General features: G+C 65.8%; 20 protein-coding genes. 5 read left to right on the forward strand and 15 right to left on the reverse strand.

Going from position 1 to position 21838, the window contains the following annotated elements; translation table 11 throughout:
• Positions 1-61: 61 nt before the first annotated feature.
• Positions 62-1000, forward strand: a complete 939-nt coding sequence (locus RAD04_RS33005; protein WP_461627123.1) for a GlxA family transcriptional regulator — start codon at positions 62-64, stop codon at positions 998-1000.
• Here the strand turns inward: RAD04_RS33005 and RAD04_RS33010 are convergent.
• Together RAD04_RS33010 and RAD04_RS33015 are read right to left on the reverse strand one after the other, a co-directional pair.
• Positions 997-2001: a Na+-dependent transporter gene (locus RAD04_RS33010; RefSeq protein WP_461627124.1), complete on the reverse strand. Its 1005-nt coding sequence runs from the start codon at positions 1999-2001 to the stop codon at positions 997-999. The two genes, RAD04_RS33005 and RAD04_RS33010, sit on opposite strands and share 4 nt — an antisense overlap.
• 32 nt (positions 2002-2033) lie before the next feature.
• Positions 2034-2981, reverse strand: coding sequence for an alpha/beta hydrolase (locus tag RAD04_RS33015; protein ID WP_461627125.1), 948 nt, complete (start codon positions 2979-2981; stop codon positions 2034-2036).
• A gap of 209 nt (positions 2982-3190) precedes the next feature.
• Here RAD04_RS33015 and RAD04_RS33020 point away from each other — a divergent pair, with 209 nt between their 5' ends.
• Positions 3191-4225, forward strand: a complete 1035-nt coding sequence (locus RAD04_RS33020) for a DUF2155 domain-containing protein (RefSeq protein WP_461627126.1) — start codon at positions 3191-3193, stop codon at positions 4223-4225.
• 40 nt (positions 4226-4265) lie between these two features.
• Here RAD04_RS33020 and aat read toward each other — a convergent pair whose 3' ends face one another.
• From aat to RAD04_RS33070, 10 genes are all read right to left on the reverse strand, one after another.
• Complete coding sequence (gene aat / locus RAD04_RS33025; RefSeq protein ID WP_461627127.1) at positions 4266-4946, reverse strand: leucyl/phenylalanyl-tRNA--protein transferase; 681 nt, start codon at positions 4944-4946, stop codon at positions 4266-4268.
• Positions 4947-5009: 63 nt separating this feature from the next.
• Positions 5010-6113: a sensor histidine kinase gene (locus RAD04_RS33030; protein ID WP_461627128.1), complete on the reverse strand. Its 1104-nt coding sequence runs from the start codon at positions 6111-6113 to the stop codon at positions 5010-5012.
• Positions 6110-6550 carry a response regulator gene (locus tag RAD04_RS33035; protein WP_461627129.1) on the reverse strand — a complete coding sequence of 147 codons (441 nt, stop codon included), beginning with the start codon at positions 6548-6550 and terminating at the stop codon, positions 6110-6112. Before RAD04_RS33035 ends, RAD04_RS33030 begins: the two co-directional genes overlap by 4 nt.
• Positions 6547-8073, reverse strand: a complete 1527-nt coding sequence (locus tag RAD04_RS33040; protein WP_461627130.1) for a sensor histidine kinase — start codon at positions 8071-8073, stop codon at positions 6547-6549. Before RAD04_RS33040 ends, RAD04_RS33035 begins: the two co-directional genes overlap by 4 nt.
• Before the next feature lie 106 nt (positions 8074-8179).
• Complete coding sequence (gene accC, locus RAD04_RS33045) at positions 8180-9538, reverse strand: acetyl-CoA carboxylase biotin carboxylase subunit (protein ID WP_461627131.1); 1359 nt, start codon at positions 9536-9538, stop codon at positions 8180-8182.
• A gap of 97 nt (positions 9539-9635) precedes the next feature.
• On the reverse strand, positions 9636-10124 hold the full coding sequence (accB, locus tag RAD04_RS33050; protein WP_461627132.1) for an acetyl-CoA carboxylase biotin carboxyl carrier protein: 489 nt from the start codon (positions 10122-10124) through the stop codon (positions 9636-9638).
• 37 nt (positions 10125-10161) lie between these two features.
• Positions 10162-10629 carry a type II 3-dehydroquinate dehydratase gene (gene aroQ, locus RAD04_RS33055; RefSeq protein WP_461627133.1) on the reverse strand — a complete coding sequence of 156 codons (468 nt, stop codon included), beginning with the start codon at positions 10627-10629 and terminating at the stop codon, positions 10162-10164.
• A 258-nt stretch (positions 10630-10887) separates the two neighbouring features.
• Positions 10888-11676 carry a DUF1236 domain-containing protein gene (locus RAD04_RS33060; RefSeq protein WP_461627134.1) on the reverse strand — a complete coding sequence of 263 codons (789 nt, stop codon included), beginning with the start codon at positions 11674-11676 and terminating at the stop codon, positions 10888-10890.
• 211 nt (positions 11677-11887) lie between these two features.
• The gene (locus RAD04_RS33065) at positions 11888-12655 is read right to left on the reverse strand and encodes a DsbA family protein (protein WP_461627135.1); all 768 of its coding nucleotides are present in this window, start codon (positions 12653-12655) and stop codon (positions 11888-11890) included.
• 98 nt (positions 12656-12753) lie between these two features.
• A complete protein-coding gene (locus tag RAD04_RS33070) occupies positions 12754-14154 on the reverse strand; it encodes a M48 family metalloprotease (protein WP_091956985.1) in 1401 nt (466 codons plus the stop codon).
• A gap of 177 nt (positions 14155-14331) precedes the next feature.
• Between RAD04_RS33070 and RAD04_RS33075 the strand changes: the two genes are divergently transcribed.
• The 3 genes from RAD04_RS33075 (at position 14332) to RAD04_RS33085 (ending at position 17585) form a co-directional block, all read left to right on the forward strand.
• Positions 14332-15519: a pyridoxal phosphate-dependent aminotransferase gene (locus tag RAD04_RS33075; RefSeq protein ID WP_461627136.1), complete on the forward strand. Its 1188-nt coding sequence runs from the start codon at positions 14332-14334 to the stop codon at positions 15517-15519.
• An 89-nt stretch (positions 15520-15608) separates the two neighbouring features.
• Positions 15609-16166: a biotin transporter BioY gene (locus tag RAD04_RS33080; protein WP_461627168.1), complete on the forward strand. Its 558-nt coding sequence runs from the start codon at positions 15609-15611 to the stop codon at positions 16164-16166.
• Positions 16167-16250: 84 nt separating this feature from the next.
• Complete coding sequence (locus RAD04_RS33085) at positions 16251-17585, forward strand: dicarboxylate/amino acid:cation symporter (protein ID WP_461627137.1); 1335 nt, start codon at positions 16251-16253, stop codon at positions 17583-17585.
• Between the two features lie 85 nt (positions 17586-17670).
• Here the strand turns inward: RAD04_RS33085 and RAD04_RS33090 are convergent, their stop codons facing one another.
• Genes RAD04_RS33090 through RAD04_RS33100 form a run of 3 tightly spaced genes read right to left on the reverse strand, consistent with a single transcriptional unit; the run spans position 17671 to position 21683 of the window.
• A complete protein-coding gene (locus RAD04_RS33090) occupies positions 17671-18903 on the reverse strand; it encodes an NAD(P)/FAD-dependent oxidoreductase (protein ID WP_461627138.1) in 1233 nt (410 codons plus the stop codon).
• A gap of 16 nt (positions 18904-18919) precedes the next feature.
• Positions 18920-20143 (reverse strand): MFS transporter, encoded by a 1224-nt coding sequence (locus tag RAD04_RS33095; protein ID WP_461627139.1) that lies wholly within the window; start codon positions 20141-20143, stop codon positions 18920-18922.
• Positions 20144-20186: 43 nt separating this feature from the next.
• On the reverse strand, positions 20187-21683 hold the full coding sequence (locus tag RAD04_RS33100; RefSeq protein ID WP_461627140.1) for an amidase: 1497 nt from the start codon (positions 21681-21683) through the stop codon (positions 20187-20189).
• Positions 21684-21838 lie beyond the last annotated feature (155 nt).

Here is a 21838-nt window from a genome sequence, read left to right on the forward strand (position 1 = left end):
AGATTGGCATGGTGCGGTTATGTCTGAAATGGCTTAATTCCCTCTATTTCGGACACAGGCTATGATCGGCATCCTGATCTTCCCGGATTTCCAGCTGCTCGATGCGGCCGGCCCGATCTCGGTGTTCGAGGTCGCGGCGCGCTGCACCGGCAAGACGCTTGCGCTGCGGGTGCTGGCCGCGAGCGCAGGACTGGTGCGCAGCTCGTCGGGCGTCGAGATGTTGGCGCGTGATTTCAAGTCGGCGAATGCGATCACGACGCTGGTGATCGCGGGCGGCGCGGGCGTTGCGGATGCCGCGCGCTGCGAGGTCACGCGCGCCTTCGTGCAACGGCTGGCGCGGCGCGGCGTGCGCGTCGCGAGCGTCTGCTCGGGCGCCTATGTGCTCGCCGAGGCGGGGCTGCTCGACGGCCGCCGCGCCACCACGCATTGGGGACGGACGCGCGATTTCGTCGCGCGCTATCCGAAGGTGAAGTTCGAGCCGGACCAGATATTCACCCGCGACGGCAATGTCTGGACGTCCGCCGGCATTACCGCCGGCATCGACCTCGCGCTCGCGATGGTCACCGAGGACCACGGCGAGGAGATCGCGCAGACAGCCGCGCGACAGCTCGTGCTCTACCATCGCCGCAGTGGCGGCCAGTCGCAGTTCTCCTCGCTGCTGGAGCTGAAGACGCCGAACGGCCGCTTCGGGGCGCTGTTGTCCTGGGCGCGCGAAAATCTCGACGCGCCGCTGACGGTGGAGGACCTCGCCGATCGTGCCGGCATGAGCGCACGGCATTTCGCCCGCGCGTTCGCCGCCGAGACCGGCGCGACGCCGTCGAAAGCGATCGAGCGGCTGCGGCTCGAAGTCGCGCGCGAGCGCGTGCAGTCCTCGCGGGAGGGGATCGAGCTGGTCGCAGAGGCGACCGGGTTTGGCGATCCCGAAAGAATGCGCCGCGCCTTCATCCGCGCTTTCGGCCAGCCGCCGCAAGCGCTGCGGCGCGCGGCGAGGGCGGGTTAGGGCGTGCTTGTCGCAGCAGAGCTGGAGGTGTTCGCGCGTACCGTCAGCCGCCGCGCGATCGGCATCAGCATGTAAGGCGCAAGGTGAATCGGAAACTGCGTCATCGCGAAATAGAGCCAGGTGGTAGGCGGTAATGCGCCGGCCGTCGCCGCCAGCATCAAGCCGAGATTGCGCTGCGACACCATCAGCCCGAGCGCCAGCGCGCGCTCATAGCCGATGCGGCGGAATAGCAGCGTGGTGATCGCGAGCAGGATGAAATAGATCGCGAATGAGAGAGCTGCGAGGCCGAGGGTGAACAGCGGCTGTGCGAGAAGGTCGCTGACGACATCGCCCATGATCGCAGCAGCGAAGATGAAGAGGATGATGATGTTGAGACCGTCGATCGGCGTCTTGTGACGCTGGATCGCCGCCGCGCCGAAGATCCATCGGATCACTGTGGCGGCCAGCAGCGATGCTGCGAGGATACCGAGCAGTTTCAGGCCCAGCGTCAGCGGTGTGACGCTCAGCATGTCGCCGAGGAAGAGGCCGGCGAATAGCGAGGCCGTGAAGGGCACCAGCGCGGTAGAGGTCACCAGCGTGATCAGCACGAGCGTGGCATCGAGACCCATCAGAGCGGCCAGTGCCGGAGAGGCCATCATCGGCGAGGCCATGCTTTGGAGCATCAGTGCGAGCGAAAGCCCGGGGGCGCGAGCCGTGAGTCCGGTTGCGTGGGCGATCAATCCGACGATCAGCGGCACGCCGATTGTGGTCCAGGCCGTGGCAGTTGCAACCAGCGCCGGCCGGCGCAGATGGCTGTAGAGGGCGGCCAGATCGACCCGCATGAAGGAGATGCAGAGCAGGCACAGGATCGCCTCGGTGAGATAGGGACGCAGCAGCGCGCCGAGCGGTGGCACCGCGGCCGCGATGAATACGACAGCGGCGACTCCGCGCGTGCCCTGGCCGCCGAGCCATGTCAGGACGCGCAGCGGGAAGGTGATGATGGTTTGGAGAAGGAGAGGCATCGGTATCGTTGGTGCGTCGGGCTACGGGACTGTCATCCCAATCCCTTCAACCATGCGCCGATCTCGCCGACGGCGACATTGGCCTGCTGCAACAGCTTGCCCATCGTGAAAAAGCCATGGAATTGGCCGGGATAATGCTTGGTCGTGACTAATACGCCGGCCTGCTTGAGGCGCTCGGCATATTCGTCGCCTTCGTCGCGCAGCGGATCGGCGCCGGCGGTCAGCACATAGGCCGGCGGCAGGTCGGCCAGGTTTTGCGCACGCGCCGGCGAAGCGCGCCAGTCATGGATGTCGGCGGCGCCACTGAGGTAGTGGTCGCGAAACCAGCGGATCACCGAATGCGTCAGCAGCACGCTGGTCTCGGGCTCGCTGTGGGAGCCGTGCGTCATGGCGAAATCGGTGGCGGGGTAGATCAGCACCTGGCCCGCGAGTGCGGGGCCGCCAGCCTCACGCGCGGCGAGCGCCACGACCGCGGCGAGATTGCCGCCGGCGCTGTCGCCGCCGATCGACAGGCGCGAGGCGTCGATGCCGAGCTCGCGCGCGTTCGCGGCGATCCATTGGGTCGCGGCGATGGCATCCTCAATGGCCGCGGGAAATTTGTGCTCGGGCGCGAGGCGGTAGTCGACCGAGATCACGATCAGCGCGCCGGCGTCGGCCAACTGGCGACAGACGACGTCGTGGGAATCGAGATCGCCGATCACCCAGCCGCCGCCGTGGAAGAACACCAGCGCCGGCGACAGGCCGTCGTGCCGGCGCGGCTCCTTCGGCACGTAGAGGCGCGCGGGGATCGCCCCGTGCGGTGCCGGGATCGATAGCGGCGTGGCGCGCGCGAGCTCCGGCGGCTCGGGGTTGGTGGCAAAGCGCGCCTGAGCATAATAGGCGCGCGCTTCCGGCGCGGTCAGGGTCTCGTAGGCAGGGCGGCCGGCCTCCTGGAAAGCCCTGTAGACGGCGGCGGCATCGGGATCGAGCACAACGGGCATGGAAGGGCGCACCTCTGGGTTTCCGGTTATCGTTGGATGTCATTTTCGGGGCGCGATGCCCGCCTCGCGCCCCTGGGAGGGGCCTCCGACTATCCCACCCGCCAGCCGCCCTGGCCAGCGGGCGGCGGGCAGGGCAGGGATGCCGCCCTTCCCCCGCCGTATTCCCCGTGTTAACCGGAGGGCCTGCGAGCGGCGGTATCCCCTGTAGAATGTCCAACAAGCCCGATTCGCTGTTGAAGCCGCGCGAGATGTTTCGAACCATTACCCTGACAGGTCTTGCGGCGCTTTTGGCCGCCACCGCACTGACGGTTGCGACGTCGGCTCAGGCGCAGATCGGCACGATCTTTTCCGATCCGCCGCCGCTGCGGCCGCCCGGCAACATTCCGCGTGGCCAGCCCCAGCCGCAGCAGATCCCCGATGACGACGAAGAGGTGCCGGAGCTGCCGCCGCAGGGCCGCGTGCTGCCGTCGCGCCCGATGCCTCCGCCTCAGGGACGGCAAGGCAATGTGATGCCGGGGCCGGTTGAGACCCAGCCTCTGGCGCCGCCGCCGGGCTCCACCGTCGCCCCGCCAAATCAGCCGCCGCCTGTGGCGGTCGCGCCGCCGGGCGCCGGCCAGCCGGGTGCGCCGGGTCGCCAGCCGCAGCAGAAGGGCGGGCCGGGTGGCGCCGTGCCGCAGACCCCGGCAAGCCTGCAGCCGGGCGACGAGGTTGTCACCGAGCCGCCGGCCCAGAAGATCGTGAACAAGAAGGCGACCTTCTCCGGGCTCGACAAGATCACCGGACGCATCATCAATTTCGACGAGGAGATCGGCGAGACCGTCCAGTTCGGCGCGCTCAGGGTCAAGACCAACGCCTGCTACACGCGGCCGGCGACCGAGGCCACCAATACCGACGCCTTTGTCGAGGTCGACGAGATCACCTTGCAGGGCGAGGTGAAGCGGATCTTCTCGGGTTGGATGTACGCGGCAAGCCCGGGCCTGCACGGCGTCGAGCACCCGATCTACGACATCTGGCTCACCGACTGCAAAGAGCCGCAGCAGACCATTGCGACCGCAGCGCCGGATCCCGCGACCAAGCCCGCACCTCCGCCGCCGCCCGCGCAGAAGAAGGCCGCGCCGAAGCAGGTGCAGCAGCGTCCGCCGCAGCCTCTGCCGCCGATCCAGCAGCAGCAACCGGCACCGCCGCCGCCTCCGCCTCCCGAGCAGCGGCCGGGTCTGTTCGGTATTCCGGGGTTTGGCCGCTAGGCCAAATCCCCCGGGGTTCGGCCGCTAAGGCTGCTATCGATTATTGCCGCGCGGCGATGATCTCGAGCGCGCGTGCGCCCGGGATCGCCTCACCCGCAGAGAGCTTCAGGAAATCGCCGGGCTCGCCTGCGAGCGCCTTGTCGAGCAGCCCGGTGTAGCGCCGCCGCGAGATCTCGGCCGCGCCAAAGCTCTTCAGATGTTCGGTGACATATTGGGTGTCGAGCAGCTCGAAGCCGCCATGGATGAGCCGCGCGACGAGATGCACCAGAGCGACTTTCGAGGCATCGCGCGCGGTGTGGAACATGCTCTCGCCGAAGAAGGCCCGTCCGAGGCTGACGCCGTACAGCCCGCCGACGAGGTCCGCGCCCTGCCAGGCCTCGACGCTGTGGCAATGGCCGAGCTCGTACAGGCCGCCATAGAGGTCACGGATGCGCTTGTTGATCCAGGTGTCCTCGCGTCCGGCCTGCGGCGCGGCGCAGCCGGCGATCGTCGCCTTGAACGCGGTGTTGACGGTTATGCGAAACACATCCGAGCGCACGGTGCGCGCGAGCCGCGAGGCGACGCGAAATCCGTTGAGGGGAATGACGCCGCGCAGCTCCGGCTCGACCCAGAACAGGGTCGGATCTTCGGCGCTCTCGGCCATCGGAAAGATGCCGCAGGCATAGGCGCGCAGCAGCACGGCCGGTGTGATTTCAGACGGGGCGGAGTCGCGCGAAGTCATGGTTCGCAATCATAGCAGGATCGCGACGCGGTTGCGATGGGGGTGCGCAGCAGGGCAGCGAGATCAGCTCGCGGCGGCAGTGCTGGTTCTGCCGGGGGCTGCGGGCATGCGAGCGAATTTCAGCACGATCCGGGTTCCGGAATGGCCGGGATCGCGCTCGACCGTGGCGTCGAGCTTGGAGGCCATGGCCGCGACGATGCGCTGGCCCATGCCGGTCGAGCGCGGATCGGCCTTGACGTTGTCGCCGACGCCGTCGTCGGTGATCGACAGCAGGACATCGTCGCCCTGCGCGTGCAGCTCGACATGGATCGGGCCGGCGCCATCGGGATAGGCGTATTTCACCGCGTTCATCACCAGCTCGTTGACGATGATGCCGACGGCGACCGCGCGATCGGGATCAATCTCGATCGGCTCGGCCTTCAGCGTCAGGCGCGACATGCGGTTGCCTTCGGCCGAGCGGCGAAGATCCTCGAGCAGCGAGTCCAGATACTGGTTCAGGACCACGCTCTTCAGATCCTGCGAGGTGTAGAGGCGGCGGTGCACTTGCGCGACCGCGGCGACGCGGCCCATCGCATTGGTCAGTGCCGCCTTGACCTCGTCCTGCGCGGCGGAGCTTGCCTGGAGGTGCAGCAGCGAAGCGATGATCTGGAGCGAGTTGCCGACGCGGTGGTTGACCTCGCGCAGCAGCAACTCGCGTTCGGCGGCAAGGGCGGCGTAGCGGTCGCGCGAGGCATGGATCTCGGCCTCGGCTTCCTCGCGTGCCTTCTGCAATTCGGCCTGGCGCAGCGCGCCCTCGGTTGCGACGTGGAGCAGGGGGATGAAATCGCCCGTGACGTCCTTGACGAGATAATCGGCCGCGCCAGCCTTCAGCGCGGTCACCGCGATGCTGGAATCCTGCGAGGCCGTTACGAACACCACGGGCGGCGCACCCGGGATCGCCATGATCTGCTCCAGCGTCTCCAGCCCGTCGAGGCCGGGCATGTACTGGTCGAGCGCCACCACGTCGATGCCGCCCTCGGCCGCGGCGCGGCGGATGCGCTCCAGGCCTTCCTCGCCGCTCGCGGCATGGACGACCCTGTAGCCGCGCCGCGTCAGGCCGCGATCGACCAGGCGCGCCAGCGCACTGTCGTCGTCGATGTAGAGCAGTGTTGGCGTGCGCTGGTTCATGGGGCGGCGGGAGGGACCTGGATGACCGAGAAGAACAGGCCAAGCTGCCGGATGGCATTGGCGAAATTCTCGTAGTTGACGGGCTTGGTGATGTAGACGTTGCAGCCGAGCTCGTAGCAACGCTTGATTTCCTGGGAATCGTCGGTGGTGGTCAGCACCACCACGGGCGAAGCCTTCAGATATTTGTTTTCCTTGATCTGCCTCAGGATGTCGATCCCAGTCATGTCGGGCAGGTTGAGGTCGAGCAGGATCAGCAGCGCGTTGCCCTTCTGCACGAGCCCGCTGCCGTCGGGGCCGAACAAATGCTGCATCGCGTCCGTGCCGTTGGGGAACGAGACGATCTCGTTATTCACTCCCGAGCGGCGAATGTTGCGCTCGATCAGGCGGGCGTGGCCCTCGTCGTCCTCGATCATGATGATGGTGACAGGCTGGGTCATCGATCTGCGTTCCGGTTGCTCACATTCCAGGCGATCGGCAGCGTGATCGTGAAGGTGCTGCCCGCGTCCAGTTCCGATGATACCGACATGGTGCCGCCGAGGCGACGCACAAGTGCACGCACATGCGCAAGACCAATGCCCTGGCCGGGCTTGTCCTGGGTTCCCGCGCGGCGGAACAGGTCGAATATCCGCTGATGATCCTTCGGATCGATGCCGCGGCCATTGTCGCTGATCTCGAAGATAGCGTAGCCGAGCTTGGTCCGCCCGCGAATTCTGATCTCGCCGGGCACCCCGCGCTTCAGGTACTTGATCGCATTGTCGATCAGATTGGAGAAGATCTGCTCGAGTGCGAGCCGGTCGCTGACGATGTCAGGCAGAGGCTCGAGGTGGATCTGGGCCTGCGCCTCGGCGGCCTGATGCGCCAGCGTCGACACGATGGCCTCGATCAGCTCGCTGGTGTCGATCTTCACCGGCTGGAATTCGCGTCGGCCCTCGCGGGTGAGGTTGAGGATGGCCGAAATCAGCCGGTCCATCTTGGCGATCGACGTCTTGATGAAGCCGAGCGCTTCGGAAAAATCCTCCGAGAGCTGCTTGTCGGCGCCTTCGAGCGCGATCTCGCCGGGCGCGCCTGGCGCCAGCGGCGGCCCGCCGGCGGGGACTTGGGTGAGGCTGCCGAGGCGGCGGAAAACATCGCCGCTGAGCTCTTCGAGCTCGCTGGTGAAGCCCATGATGTTGACGAGCGGCGAGCGCAGATCGTGGCTGACGATATAGGCAAAGCGCTGGATCTCTGCGTTGGCTTCGCGCAGGTCCGCGGTGCGCTCGTCGACGACGGACTCCAGATTGACGTTGGCATCGCGCATGCGGGCTTCGGCCTCGTCACGGGCGCGGGCCGAGCGCCGCACCAGCCAGGTCGAGATCAGGGCCAGCAGCACGACGAGGCCGGAGCCGATGCCGGTCATCGATGCAGCCAGGGTCTGACTCCGGTCGGAGTTTGCCGTTCGGACCCGGAACAGCCGCTCCTCCTCGCGGATCATCGCGTTGGCCAAATTGCTGATCGTCGTCGTGGTGTTGCCGGCCGCGGCCTCGCGGATCAGCGCCGTGGCCCTGTCCGGTTGGCCCTCCTTCACGAACTTCATCTCGCGCGAAAACTGGTCGAGCCGGGTCGCGATCGCCGTACTCAGCTTCTCGATGCTGTCGCGTTGCGCGGGATTATCGCCGATCTGGCGCGTGAGCTTGTCGAGTGCCGGAATGATCGCTGCGACGGCCTTCTCATGGTCCGACTGGAAATCCGGTCCCTGCGTCAGGAGAAAGCCGCGGGCGCTGCTCTCGGCGCGGCGGATTTCGAGCAGCAGGGCGTTGATTTGGCTCTCCGCCTCGATGGTGTGAACCACCCATTTGCTGTCGTCCCGCGCCTTGTTGACGAGGTAGACCGAGCCGGCGCTGATCACGGTCAGAATCAAGAGGCCCGCCGCGATCAGCAGGATCTGCCAAAATGCGCGCCGTCGATGGGCCTCGGCCGTCACGACGGCCTCGCTCTGTCACGTTCAGCGGAAGTCAAAACGCCCCCTTGGACCTGTCCCCGCGTCGAGAACGCGATGGGGCCCAAAGGGTTCCACGACGAAAGCGGATTTATCGCGGGACGGGTTCCGTCTTTCCGGCCAGATACTGTTCCAGCCAGTGGATGTGATAATCCCCGTTGATGATGTCGTCTTCACGCACCAGCGCGCGGAACAGCGGCAGCGTGGTCTCGATGCCTTCCACGACCATCTCGTCCAGCGCCCGGCGCAGCCGCATCAGGCATTCGGCGCGGGTCTTGCCGTGCACGATGAGCTTGCCGACCAGGGAATCGTAATAGGGCGGGATCGTGTAGCCTTGGTAGACCGCGGAATCGATCCGGACGCCGAGTCCGCCGGGCGGATGGTATTGCAGTATGCGGCCGGGCGAGGGCCGGAAGGTCTGGGGGTTCTCGGCGTTGATGCGGCACTCGATCGCATGGCCGATGACCTGGACCTCTTCCTGCCTTGCCGGCAAATCGCCGCCGGCGGCGATGCGGATCTGCTCCAGCACGAGGTCGATGTCGGTGATGCTCTCGGTGACGGGATGCTCGACCTGGATGCGGGTGTTCATCTCGATGAAGTAGAACTCGCCGTCCTCGAACAAGAACTCGATGGTGCCGACGCCGAGATATTTCATCTCGCGCATGGCTTTCGCACAGGTTTCGCCGATCTTGGCGCGCGCGGCGGCGGCAAGGACAGGCGAGGGGCCCTCTTCCCAAACCTTCTGGTGGCGGCGTTGCAGCGAGCAGTCGCGCTCGCCGAGATGGATCGCGCCGCCGCGGCCGTCGCCGAGAATCTGGATCTCAATGTGACGCGGCTTCTGGAGGTATTTTTCCAGATAGACCGAGGCATCGCCGAAGGCGGATTTGGCCTCGTTGGCCGCCGTCGACAGCGCCACCTGGAGGTCGGCCTCGCTGTGCGCCACCTTCATGCCGCGGCCGCCGCCGCCGGCCGCCGCCTTCACCAGCACCGGAAAGCCGATCTTCCTGGCGATCGCCAGCGCGTCGTCATCGGGACCGACCGCACCGTCGGAACCGGGCACCACGGGAATGCCGAGCTTCTTGGCGGTCTTCTTCGCCTCGATCTTGTCGCCCATCAGGCGGATGTGCTCGGCCTTGGGGCCGATGAAATGCAAATTGTGCTCGGCGAGGATCTCCGCAAAGCGGGCATTCTCGGACAGGAAGCCGTAACCGGGATGCACGGCATCGGCGCCGGTGATCTCGCAGGCCGCGAGCAGCGCGGGCACGTTGAGATAGCTGTCCTTGGATGCCGGCGGTCCGATGCAGACGCTCTCGTCCGACAGGCGCACATGCATGGCATCGGCGTCGGCGGTGGAGTGCACGGCGACGGTCGCGATGCCGAGCTCCTTGCAGGCCCTGAGGATGCGAAGGGCGATCTCGCCGCGATTGGCTATGAGGATCTTGTCGAACATGGTGCCTCAGGGAGCAAACAGGAAGGTGCGAATGGCGAGTGGCGAATAGCGAGTAGAGAACGGTGACACCCTTCGCTATTCGCTACTCCCCATTCGCCTACTCAATGATCACCAGCGGCTCGCCGTACTCGACCGGCTGGCCGTCCTCGACCAGGATCTGCGTCACCGTGCCGGCGCGCGGCGAGGGGATCTGGTTCATGGTCTTCATGGCTTCGATGATCAGCAGCGTCTGTCCGACCGAGACCTTGCTGCCGACCTCGATGAACGGCTTGGCGCCGGGCTCCGGTGCCCAATAGGCGGTGCCGACCATCGGGGAGCTGACGGCGCCAGGATGCTTCGACAGGTCGGGACCGGCGGCGGCAGGCGCGGCGGAGGCGACCGGCAGGGCGGCGGGAGCGGCTGCCATCTGCATCGGCATGGTCGCAGCAACGCTGACGTTGCGGGCGACGCGCAGGCGCAGGCCCGCACGTTCGATCTCGATCTCGGTGAGGCTGGTCTCATCGAGCAGCAAAGCGAGCTCGCGGACGAGCGCGGAATCCTCGCTGGAAAACTTTGCGGCTGCTTTGTCGTCTGGCTGGCGCGCCATGTTCTTTGATCCGAATGTTCTGTTTGATGAGGGGGCTTCAGGCCTTGGGCTTGATGGCAAGCTTGGCGGCAAGGCCCTGGATGGCGAGGCGGTAGCCCTCGATGCCGAAACCGCAGAGCGAGGCGAAAGCCGCGCGTGCGGTGTAGGAGTGGTGACGAAAGCTCTCGCGGGCGTGGATGTTGGTCACATGCACTTCGACCGTCGGGATCTGCACCGCGAGCAGCGCGTCGTGCAGCGCGATCGAGGTGTGCGAATAGCCGCCTGCATTGACGATGATGCCCTTCATCTTGCGCGCATGCGCCTCGTGGATGAAGTCGATCAACTCGCCCTCGCGATTGGACTGCCGGCAATCGGCCTTGAGGTCGAACGTTGCCGCGGTCTCCCGGCACAGTGCCTCGACGTCAGCCAGCGTGGCGTGGCCGTACTTCTCGGGCTCGCGCGTTCCCAACATGTTGAGGTTCGGCCCGTTGAGGACGAGGATCGTATCGGTTGCAGGTTCTGCCATTCCAATCCCGGGAAGAGGTGCTCGGCGTGGCGGGGTTATAGGTAACAAAGCGGCCTAGGGGAAGCCTTGAAGGGCCTCCCAGGGGCCTTCAGGTACCTCATCCCCGGTGCAAAAACCTGTGCGGAAGCTACGGAAATTGCTTGTTAACCAGTTCTAATCGTGGCTGCCGGAGGGAGGCTCGCAGGGGAGGGCGACGCATAGGCCAAAGGCCCCTGCCGATCTCTCGGCAAGGGCCCATTTGGGCTTCAGCGAAGCAGCTTAGCCTTCAATGATATAGACGATCTCGCGCGTCTGCGGACGGACGATCACGTACTGACCGCGGACAAAGATCACCTCATAGCCACGCCACTCCGGGTAGATCTCCACGATCCGGGGCGGAAGCGGATGGACTCGGACGGAGGCCGGGATCGCGGTGCCGACCGAGATGTTGAAGTTGACGTTCGTCGTCTCTTCGATCTTGGTCGACTTGATCGCCGTTGAGATTTCAGTCCGCTTTTCGGCCGGCGGCGCGGAAGCCGTCGCGGAGGCGGCGCCGGTCGTGGTCTGGGACTTGTCGGTCGTGGCCGCATTGTTGGTCTTGGCGGCGCCGCCGGCCTTGTTGTCCTCGGCCTTCATGTCCTTGGCAGACTTGGCGGGGTCAGACTTTGTCGAATCCGAGCTCATGCTCTTCGACTTGTCTTGCTGGGACTTGTCCTGCGCGCGTTCGTCAGTGCGCTGACCCTTGGTGGCGCCGGCCTTGTCCTCGGCCGCGTTCTTGTTCATCGCGCCGCCCGGGGAGCGCTCGTCCTTCATCGCGCCGGATTTGTCTTCGGAAGCCCGATCGGACTTCATGGTGCCAGCGCCACCGGCCTGGCCGACGGTGCCCTTGTCATGGCTCATGGAATCGCGGCCGATCGCGCCCCGCTCGGCGGCGCCGCCGGAAGGCTGCGAATGCTGCATCTGCTGCGAGCCAGCGCCGCTGTCACGGCCCTTGTCTTGTGCGTTCGCCAGACCGGCGCCCGCGACCAGGGCGACTGCGGCGACAGAAATCATAAAGCGGTTCAACATCGAATTCTCCTCACGTGTTTCTTTGCGTCATTGCCCGCGCCGACAACGACAGGAGATTTGAGTTGTTCCGGAACTTCGCCTGTTCCGCGGCATTTGTTTGTTGAATGCCAGATGAATGAGTTTGCACGAAGTCGCCAACGTTCGGCGCAAAGAAAAAGGCCGGCTTGTCAGCCGGCCTCTTCGGGTTTTCAGGATCGTAAAAAACGTACGATCAGCAGGTTGCCTTGCCGCAGCGGGCAATGCCGATCTTTTCCTTGAGGCCCTCGACGCCGACCGCGCCGATCACGATCTGCTTGCCGATCACGTAGCTCGGCGTGCCGTTCATGCCCATCGCTTCGGCGAGCTTGAAGTTCTCCTCGATGGTGGCGCGCACCTCGGGGCTGGCGATGTCTTTCTCGATCTTTGCGGTGTCGAGGCCGGCTTCCTTGGCGGCTTGAAGCGCGCGCGCCTTGTCGGCCGCGCCGCGGCCGCCGAGCAGCTTCTGGTGGAAGTCGAGATATTTCTTGCCGGAGGGATCCTGCATGCGCACGGCGACGGCGACCTGCGCAGCCTCCACCGAGCCCTGGCTCAGCACCGGAAATTCCTTCAGCACCACCTTCAGCTTCGGATCGGCCTTCATGATGGTGAGCATGTCGTCCATCGCGCGCTTGCAGTAGCCGCAATTGTAATCGAAGAATTCGACGAAGGTGACGTCGCCGTCCTTGTTGCCGAGCACGACCTGGCGCGGCGAATTGAAGATCGCGTCCGCATTCTGCGCGATGCTGGCCTCGTGCTTCTGCGTCTCGGCCGCGGCCTGCCGCTTGCTGAGCTCGGCCATGGCCTCCTCGAGCACCTCGGGATGGCTGATGAGATAGTTCTTGATGATCTTCTCGATGTCGGTGCGCTGGGTGTCGGAGAAACTGTCGGCCGACGCGGGCACGGCTGCGCCGAACAGGGCGAGCGCAAACAACGCGGGAGCAAGCAGGCGCAGCGAAGACATAGGTAAATCCTCTTATCCAAAGCAGGTTTCGGAATACGTCCCGGCGGACTTAAGCTCGGTGTCGTGACGTCGTGGTATCGGGCGTCGTTCGAGTTGCGTCAGTTGCGCGGCGGCTTCGCCGCCACGATGTCGTCGGCCTTGACCCATCCGGGCGTGCCGACGGCGAAACGGGTTTTCGCGCGCGTGGCGAGCTCGCGGGCGGTCTTGTTGTCGCCGCGCAGGTAAGCGGCTTGCGCCGAGGCGAGATCCGCTTCGGCATAGTCGCCCTTCCGGCCATAGGCCATCGCGAGCTGGGTATAGCCGAGCACCGCCTCGGGCTCTCGCGCCACCGCGGCGCGGAGAATCCGAACGGCGTCGTCGGTGTAGGCCTTATTATCGGTTCCAACCAGAGCCTGCCCAAGTAACATCTCGATGAGGGGGGCGTTGTTGGAAAGCTGCGCGGCCTTGCGCAGCGGCGCGACCGCCTCGGCCGGCTTGCCGCTCTCCAACAGGGCCTGGCCGCGCACCTCGTAAAAGTACGGATTGTTGGGCTGGACCTGGATCAGCGCATCGATCTGGGTCAGCGCGCTACGGAGATCGCCGTGCAGATAGGTGCTGATGGCGCGGGCATAGCGCGCCGGCATGCTGTCGTTGGTCTGGGGATAGCGGCGGTACACCGTCTCCGGCCGCTCCATGAACGCGGAGATCTTGGCGCGCACCATGTCGTGGCGGAGCTGCAGCGCGGGATCGTCCTTCTTGTTCCAGTAGGGGCTGGAGCTGGCGAATTCTTGAAGCGCGGCAACGCGCTCGGCCGGCATCGGATGCGACTGGAGATAAGGATCGGCGCCGCGCGCGGCGAACAGGCTCTCGCCGGTGAAGCGCTTGAAGGTCTCGTACATGCCCTTCGGCGATTGCTGGGTCGCGGTCAGGAATTTCACGCCGGCGCGGTCGGCGTTCTCCTCCTGCTGGCGCTGATAGGACAGCAGCGTGCGGCGGATCACCTCCTGCGGAGCCGAGATCGCGGCGGCGCCGGCATTGGCGAGCCCGTTGTTGCCTGCGCTGCTGCGCTGGGTGCTACCCGCGGCGATCGCGCCGGCGCCGAGCAGCATCGCGATGATCATCTGGGTCTGGGCGGCGGCGAGCTGCTCGCGCAGCTTGGACAGATGGCCGCCCGCCAGATGCCCGGTCTCGTGCGCGAGCACGCCGATGATCTGGTTCGGCGTCTCCGACTGAAGCATCGCGCCGTAATTGACGAAGATGCGGCGGCCGTCCGCGACGAACGCGTTGAACGAGCCGTCGTTAAGGATCACCATCTGGATGTTCTGCTTCTCCAGACCGGCGACGCGCAGGATCGGGCGCGTGTATTCGCGCAGCAGCTGCTCGGTCTCGGTGTCGCGCAGGACCGGCGGCCCCTTCTGCTGCGCCCGCGCCGCCGGGAGCGGCAGCAGCGCGATCGCCGCAGCCGTGACGAGGGCGGTGAGGGCGGAGGCCTTCTTGCGCAATGCGATCTGGAGAAACATCAAACGGTCTGGAGAGCAGTTTCGTGATTGGTTTTGGCGATTGGCGGCGGACCGGATACGCGATATGCCCTTATGAGCGTTACCCTTATGAGCCGTACAATGCGGCCAGTCTGGGGCGCAAGCGCCCCGTTCCCGGGCCGGACGCACCGGCCCGCCAGCGAAAAATAGCAGAAATCGATGCACGATGCGACATTGAGGAACCGGTTGGGGCAGTGGCTCGAGCCCTCCCACCGCAGTGATGTTCCCCCGTTCATGGTGATGGACGTCATGGCCGCGGCGGCCCGAATCGAGGCCGCCGGCGGCCATGTCGTCCATATGGAGGTCGGCCAGCCCGCGGCTGGGGCGCCCAGCACCGCGATTGCGGCCGCCCACGCGGCGCTCGAGGCCGGGCGGATTGATTATACCTCCGCGCTCGGCATTCCCAGTCTGCGCGAGCGCATCGCGCGCCATTATCGCGATGCCTATGGCTGTGACGTCAGCCCTGACCGGATCGTGGTGACCACCGGCTCCTCCGGCGGGTTCATCCTGGCCTTCCTGTCGATGTTCGAGCCCGGCGACCGCGTGGCCGTGACGGTGCCGGGCTATCCGCCTTATCGTCATATCCTCACCGCGCTCGGTTGCGAGCCGGTGCTGATCGAGACCACGAACGAGACGCGCCATGCGCTCACTGGCGAGGCGTTGCTCGCGGCGCATCGCAAGGCGCCGCTGAAGGGCGTGCTGGTCGGCAGCCCCGCCAATCCGACGGGGACGATGATGTCCCGCGAAGCGCTCGCCGGCTTGATGGCGGCCGCCGAAGACGCCGGCATCCGGTTCATCTCGGACGAGATCTATCACGGGCTCGATTATGCGTTTCCGGCGGTCACCGCGGCCGCGCTCTCCGAGCACGCACTCGTGATCAACTCGTTCTCGAAGTATTTTTGCATGACGGGCTGGCGCGTCGGCTGGATGGTCGTGCCTGAAATTCTGGTGCGGCCAATCGAGCGGCTGCAGCAGAACCTGTCGATCTCGGTGCCGTCGCTGTCGCAGATCGCGGCAGAGGCAGCCTTCGACGGCGCGGCCGAGATGGAGGCGATCAAGCACGGCTATCAGGAAAACCGGCGGATTTTGATCGAGGGATTGCCGAAAGCCGGCCTAGCCAAGTTTCTGCCGGCCGATGGTGCATTTTATCTCTACGCCGACGTCTCGGACTTCACCTCCGACAGTTTCGAGTTCGCCAAGCAGATGCTGGAACAGGCGCGCGTCGCGGCCACGCCCGGGCTCGATTTCGATCCCGTTCACGGCCGCTCGTTCATTCGCTTTTCTTATGCACGCTCGCCCGGGGAGATGCGCGAGGCAGTTGACCGGATCGCTCACTGGCTTAAATAGCCGCCAGTTTTCGACCACTTCCGGAGTTCATCTTGTCTGACCGATCTGTCCCGACCACCGCCACGCCGCATTTTCCTCTCGCCGCATTGATGTGGCCGACCCGGCCGGGCGAAACCGTCGGCGCAGTGCGTGCCGTCGTGCTGGTTGCGCTCGGCACCGCATTGATGGCGCTATCAGCCAAGGTCAGCCTGCCGCTGCCTTATGTGCCCATGACGTTGCAAACGCTGGTGGTGCTGATGATCGGCGCGGCCTATGGCTGGCGTCTTGGCAGCGCAACCATGATCGCCTACCTCGCCGAAGGCGCGCTTGGCGCGCCGGTATTCGCCGGGCCGGTGGGTGGAATTGCGCCGCTGGTTGGCCCGACTGCGGGCTATCTGTTCGGTTTCATTGCGGCCGCCTTCGTGACCGGCTGGCTCGCCGAGCGCGGCTGGGATCGCAGTGTGGTGCTGCTGTTCGCAGCGATGGCTGTCGGCCATATCGTCATTCTGGCCGCCGGGTTCGGCTGGCTGGCGTTCGGCCTGGGGCTCGGCGTTGCGAAGGCCTGGCAGGTCGGCATCGTGCCGTTCGTTGCGGCCTCACTGATCAAGAACGCGCTTGGCGCGGCGTTGATGCCGGCGGCGCGCAGGCTGATCGACCGCCGCCGGTAAAACGCGCAACAGCGAGCGGTTCCAATTGACAGGGCCGGCCAAGTTGATCTTGGCTGGCCCAGTGTTTTGAGGGGGAGTGAAACGATGACGACGACAACGATGGCGGGGGCGCCGGTCGCGCCGCCCGTCGCCAAGCCGTGGTACAAGGTTCTCTACGTCCAGGTGCTGATCGCCATCGTGCTCGGCGCCATCGTCGGCTGGCTCTGGCCGACGGTTGCCACCAACGAATGGATCAAGGCGCTCGGCGACGGCTTCATCAAGCTGATCAAGATGGTGATCGCCCCGATCATCTTCTGTACCGTCGTCTCCGGTATTGCCCACATCCAGGACGCCAAGAAGGTCGGCCGCATCGGCGTCAAGGCGCTGGTCTATTTCGAGGTCGTCTCGACCTTCGCGCTGGTCATCGGTCTCATCGTCGGCAATCTCGTCAAGCCGGGTGCAGGTTTTGGCAATGCTGCGGCGAGCGAAGCGGCCGTTGCGAACTACGCCAAGCAGGCCGCCGGCCAGAAGTCCGTCGACTTCGTGCTGCACATCATTCCGGACACCGTGGTCGGCGCCTTCGCGCAAGGCGAGATCCTGCAGGTGCTGCTGTTCTCGGTGCTGTTCGGCTTCGCCATCATGAGCTTGGGTGAGCGCGGCCACACCATCCGCAGCTTCATCGACGATGCCGCGCATGCGGTGTTCGGCGTCATCTCGATCGTGATGCGCGCGGCACCGATCGGTGCGTTCGGTGCGATGGCCTACACCATCGGCAAGTTCGGGACCGGTGCGATCCTCAACCTGATCGGTCTGATCGCGACCTTCTATGCCACCGCGGCGCTGTTCGTGTTCGTCGTGCTCGGCATCATCGCGCGCCTGGCCGGCTTCTCGATCTTCAAGTTCCTGGCCTATATCAAGGACGAATTGCTGATCGTGCTCGGCACCTCGTCCTCGGAAAGCGCGCTGCCGTCCCTGATGGAAAAGCTGGAGCGGCTCGGCTGCTCCAAGTCGGTGGTCGGCCTCGTGGTGCCCACGGGCTACTCGTTCAACCTCGACGGCACCAACATCTACATGACGCTGGCGACGCTGTTCATCGCGCAGGCGCTCGGCGTCGATCTCAGCTTCAGCCAGCAATTGACCATCCTGGTCGTGGCGATGCTGACCTCGAAGGGCGCCTCCGGCATCACCGGTGCGGGCTTCATCACGCTGGCGGCGACGCTGGCCGTGGTCGACCCGCGCCTCGTGCCGGGTATGGCGATCGTGCTCGGCATCGACAAGTTCATGAGCGAGTGCCGCGCGCTGACCAATCTGTGCGGTAACGGCGTCGCCTGCGTGATCGTCGCCTGGTGGGAGGGTGAACTCGACCGCGACAAGCTCAACGCCAACCTCTCCAAGCAGATCGATCCGACCGACATGGAGACGGCGATCACGACGGACTGATCTGGATCCGACAGCGCGAGCTGCGCTGTCAGACCTTGAAGTCATGGGGCTGGTCGAGATCCTCGATCAGCCCTTTTTCTTTGGGCTAGAACCGCTCCGGCCGGTACGGCGTCGGATCGATCGCGGGCGTCTCGCCGCTCATCATCTCCGCGAGCAGGCGCCCGGTCGCGGGTCCGAGGGTAAAGCCCTGGTGGCCGTGGCCGAAATTCATCCAGAGGCCGGGATGCCGCGGAGCTTGCCCGAGCACCGGCAGCATGTCGGGCGTGCAGGGGCGGGTGCCGAACCACGGATCCGGCTCGACGCGCTTGCCGAGGTCGATCAGCTCGCGTGCGGATGCTTCGGCGCTGGCGAGCTGCACCGGCGTCGCGAGCGCCTCCGGGCTCGTCAGCTCGGCTCCCGTGGTGATGCGAATGCCCTTGGCCATCGGCCCCATGGCATAGCCGCCGGCCTTGTCGATCAGCGGCAGGTCGAGCGACGCGCCGCCGCTGTAATGCATGTGGTAGCCGCGTTTGCGCACCAGGGGAATGCGATAGCCGAATTTGTGGAGGAGATCGGGCGACCACGGCCCGAGAGTCACGACGGCGTTGGCGGCGTCGAGACGCCCCTGATCCGTATTGACCGACCAGCCGGTCGCGGTCTGCTGCAGCGACTGCGCATCGCCCAGCACAATGGTGCCGCCGCGGCGCTCGAACAGCTCGGCATAGGCCGTGACCAGCGCGCCGGGATCGGACACGGTCCAGGTGTCGAGCCAATGAATCGCGCCGGGAAGATCGTCGCGCAGGACCGGCTCGACCCTCGCAAGCTCCTTGCCGGAGAGCACGCGAAAATTCACGCCGAACTCGCGCCGGTCTTCCTCCGCCGTCCTGATCGCCAGATCGAATGAAGCGGCATCGCGATGCAGCATGCGATAGCCGGCGCGGCGGATGAGATTGTCGGCGTGGGCTTCGCGGATGAGGATGTCGTGCTCGCTCGTGGCGTAGGCGATCAGCCGCGCCCACGCGTCGACCGCTTCGCGATGACGCTTCGGCGCCGAATGCCACCAGTAGCGGAGCAGGGGCTCGATATGGAGATGAAGCGACGACAGACTGTAGCGCACGTCGTTGGTGCGGCCGGTCGCGATCTTCAGCAGCGTCGCAAGGTCGCGTGGCATCGGATAGGGGCGGACCGCTTCGGCCTGGATCATCCCGGCGTTGCCGTAGCTGGTCTCGCGGCCCGGCTCCCTGCGGTCAACGAGCGTGACGGCCCAACCCCGCTGCTGGAGGTGCAGCGCCGCGCTCACGCCGATCATGCCGCCGCCGAGAACGATTGCGCTTTGCATCGGCAGAAATCCTCTGTCAGGCCGGCTGTATCGCGAGCTTAGGCTGGGTCGTGTTGATGGTTGCGGCGACCAGCACGGACAGCGCCGTCATCGCCACGAGGAAACCGAAGGCGGCATCGAAGGAGCCGGTTCCGGTCACGATGAAGCCGATGGCCACAGGAGCGACGAAGCCCGCGCTCTGGCCGCCGAGATTGACCATGCCGATCCCGGATCCGATCTGGTCGTCGCGAAGCAGCTTGGTCGGAAGCGCAATCACCGAGGCCAACACGAAGGATTTGAAGAAGTAGACCAGCGATTGATAGACGATCAGCATCGTAATCGTCTCCGCCTTGTACATGGCGTAGAGGAAGATGCCGGTCAATGCGGAGGCGCCGATCAGGAGATATTTTTCGCGCTCGTTGAAGAACGTTGTCATCACCCAGCCGCCGATCGCGGTCGCGATCGTCGCCATCACGAACGGGATCGGCGCCACCACGCCGACGGTCTTGAGGTCGAGCCCGCGTTGCTGGAGCAGATACAGCGGCATCCAGGAATCCAGGCCCTTGTTGACGCAGCTCAGGCCGAACCACACCAACATCAGCTGCCACAGCAGCGGAGTCTTCATCAGCTCGCGCATCGGCGCGCGGTTCTCGGCCTTCGCCGCTGCGCTTGCGCCGACCTCGCCGGGACGTCCCAGATACGGGACGAAGACGAAATAGGCCAATGCAAAGAGGATGCCCGCAATGCCGATCGCGTTGAAGGCATGGCGCCAGCCGAGCCAGAGGATCAGCGGGGCCATGATCAGCGGCGCGACCATGCTGCCGGCATAGTTCGAGGACAGCAGCAGCGCCGACATCTTCGGCCGGCTGTCCTTCTTGAACACCTCCGCGACGGCGCGGATGCTGGCCGGGGGAAAGCCGCCCTCGGCGATGCCGAAGACGAAGCGGATTGCGATCAGCGAGGTGAGCGACCAGGCAAGGCTGGTGAACGCCGTGAACAGCGACCACATCACGATGGTGACGATCACCACATATTTCGATCCGAAGCGGTCGGAGAGCCATCCGCCCGGCACCTGCATCGCGGCATAGCCGAGGAAGAACGCGCTGATGACGATGCCGAGATCTGCGGCCTGGAGATTGAAGTCCTTGCCGATCTGCGCCAGCGCCAGCGAGATCGCCGCGCGGTCGATATAGGAGATGCAGTAGGCGATATAGAGCAGGACGAAGGCGGTGACGCTGGTCTTTCTCGATAGTTCCGTCATGCTCTCTCCGTTACGCCGTCGGTGCAGCCAGACCGATGTCGGGCTATTCCCAGGTCAGGAAGCCGGGTGCCGCCGACAGCGGCGGCGCCGTGGCAAGCCGCGTCAGATCGGGCACCGGCCGGCACAATTGCGCATCGCCCGCGAACGCCGCCTCGAGGCTCGCGGCCACCGAGAGCACGATGGCGTCGCCGCCACGCGGGCCGACGATCTGGAGGCCGAAGGGCAGCCCGGCTTCATCGCGCCCGAGCGGAATGCTGATCGCGGGATGGCCGGGAAGCGTGACGGCATAAGCGAGCGCGAGCCAGTGGAAGTAGGATTTCGTCGGCCGCCCGTCGATCTCGGCGGGGTAGGGCTCCGACCACGGCCGCGGACTGAGCGTGATGGTCGGGCTGATCAGCACGTCGGTCGTTTCGAAGAAGCACTGCCAGGCGCGATAGATCCGCGTCTGTGTCGTTGCCGCGCGCGCGTGATCTTCGAGCGTGTAGCCGAGGCCTTCCTCGACATTGGCGCGGACATTGGGTCCGAGCATCTCGGGCCGCTCCTTGTAGTTCTTGCCGTGGGTCGCGAGGAACATGCCGGCGCGCAGCACGGCGAAGGCGTCGTCGGCGCCGGAGCAGTCCGGCGTCGCTTCGCGACATTCGGCGAAGAGCGGCGCAAGTTTTGTCACGCGATCGCGGAATACACGGCGGAGGGCCTGCTCGGTCGGGGCGAAGCCGAAATCCTCGGTGAAGGCGAGGCGCAACTTGCCGAGGTCTGCGGGGCGCGGGGCGGCCCAGCGCTCGGCGCGCGCGCGCAAGGGCTCGTCGGGCAGCGTATAGGCGAGCGGATCGCGGGCATCGTCGCTCGCCATCACCGACAGCATCAGCGCGGCATCGGCGACGTTGCGCGCCATCGGCCCGTCGGTCGACAGATTGGACCAGCCAAACACGCGCTTCTCGCTTGGCACGAGGCCGTAGGAGGGACGCATGCCGACGATGCCGGAGAAGCCGGCCGGATTGCGCAGGGAGCCGCCGGTGTCCGAGCCCGAGGCGAGCGGGGCCATGCCGCAGGCGAGCGCCACCGCCGAGCCGCCGGAGGAACCGGCCGCCGAGCGCGAGGGATCGAAGGGATTGCCGGTGGCGCCGAACACGGGGTTGCGGGTGTTGCCGCCGGCCGCCCATTCCGGCGTGTTGGTCTTGCCAAAGATGACGGCGCCGGCCGCGCGCAGGCGCGCAACCGAACCCTGGTCGGTGGCCGGGACGTTGTCCCTCAGCAGCGGGCTGCCATAAGTGGAGCGCATCCCGGCGGTGTCCTGGGTGTCCTTGATGAGAACGGGGAGACCGTGGAGGGCGCCACGATCCTCGCCGCGCAGGATGGTGGCCTCGGCTTCCCTGGCCGCGGCGCGAGCGCCCGGCTCGTCCAGTGTCACGACGGCGTTGACCGCGGGATTGATGGCGCCGATCCGCGACAGGCATGACTCGAGCAGCTCGACGGGCGAGATCGCCCGGGCGGTCAGCAGGCGGCGCAGCTCAACAGCGCTGGAATCGCACAGTTCGGACAATGCCAACCCCTTTCAAAATGTGAAAACGATTTAGCATATCGGAAAGTGGCCGGCGCGCACCAATATTCGTCAAATGGGGGCATCCGATGCGCAAACTGTGGAACTTCTGCCGAATGGGGGATCAGAGCGGAGTTTGGGCGCCTTTCCGCCGAAAA

It is taken from the genome of Bradyrhizobium sp. 25ACV (genome assembly GCF_054863005.1).

Coding starts and splice junctions, on each gene's coding strand:
- RAD04_RS33005 (WP_461627123.1), top strand. CDS start 62: ATGATCGGCATCCTGATCTTCCCGGATTTCCAGCTGCTCGATGCGGCC.
- aat (WP_461627127.1), bottom strand. CDS start 4,946: ATGACTTCGCGCGACTCCGCCCCGTCTGAAATCACACCGGCCGTGCTG.
- RAD04_RS33020 (WP_461627126.1), top strand. CDS start 3,191: ATGTCCAACAAGCCCGATTCGCTGTTGAAGCCGCGCGAGATGTTTCGA.
- RAD04_RS33010 (WP_461627124.1), bottom strand. CDS start 2,001: ATGCCTCTCCTTCTCCAAACCATCATCACCTTCCCGCTGCGCGTCCTG.
- RAD04_RS33075 (WP_461627136.1), top strand. CDS start 14,332: ATGCACGATGCGACATTGAGGAACCGGTTGGGGCAGTGGCTCGAGCCC.
- RAD04_RS33090 (WP_461627138.1), bottom strand. CDS start 18,903: ATGCAAAGCGCAATCGTTCTCGGCGGCGGCATGATCGGCGTGAGCGCG.
- aroQ (WP_461627133.1), bottom strand. CDS start 10,629: ATGGCAGAACCTGCAACCGATACGATCCTCGTCCTCAACGGGCCGAAC.
- RAD04_RS33030 (WP_461627128.1), bottom strand. CDS start 6,113: ATGAACCAGCGCACGCCAACACTGCTCTACATCGACGACGACAGTGCG.
- RAD04_RS33065 (WP_461627135.1), bottom strand. CDS start 12,655: ATGTCTTCGCTGCGCCTGCTTGCTCCCGCGTTGTTTGCGCTCGCCCTG.
- RAD04_RS33060 (WP_461627134.1), bottom strand. CDS start 11,676: ATGTTGAACCGCTTTATGATTTCTGTCGCCGCAGTCGCCCTGGTCGCG.
- accB (WP_461627132.1), bottom strand. CDS start 10,124: ATGGCGCGCCAGCCAGACGACAAAGCAGCCGCAAAGTTTTCCAGCGAG.
- RAD04_RS33035 (WP_461627129.1), bottom strand. CDS start 6,550: ATGACCCAGCCTGTCACCATCATCATGATCGAGGACGACGAGGGCCAC.
- accC (WP_461627131.1), bottom strand. CDS start 9,538: ATGTTCGACAAGATCCTCATAGCCAATCGCGGCGAGATCGCCCTTCGC.
- RAD04_RS33095 (WP_461627139.1), bottom strand. CDS start 20,143: ATGACGGAACTATCGAGAAAGACCAGCGTCACCGCCTTCGTCCTGCTC.
- RAD04_RS33015 (WP_461627125.1), bottom strand. CDS start 2,981: ATGCCCGTTGTGCTCGATCCCGATGCCGCCGCCGTCTACAGGGCTTTC.
- RAD04_RS33085 (WP_461627137.1), top strand. CDS start 16,251: ATGACGACGACAACGATGGCGGGGGCGCCGGTCGCGCCGCCCGTCGCC.
- RAD04_RS33080 (WP_461627168.1), top strand. CDS start 15,609: ATGTGGCCGACCCGGCCGGGCGAAACCGTCGGCGCAGTGCGTGCCGTC.
- RAD04_RS33070 (WP_091956985.1), bottom strand. CDS start 14,154: ATGTTTCTCCAGATCGCATTGCGCAAGAAGGCCTCCGCCCTCACCGCC.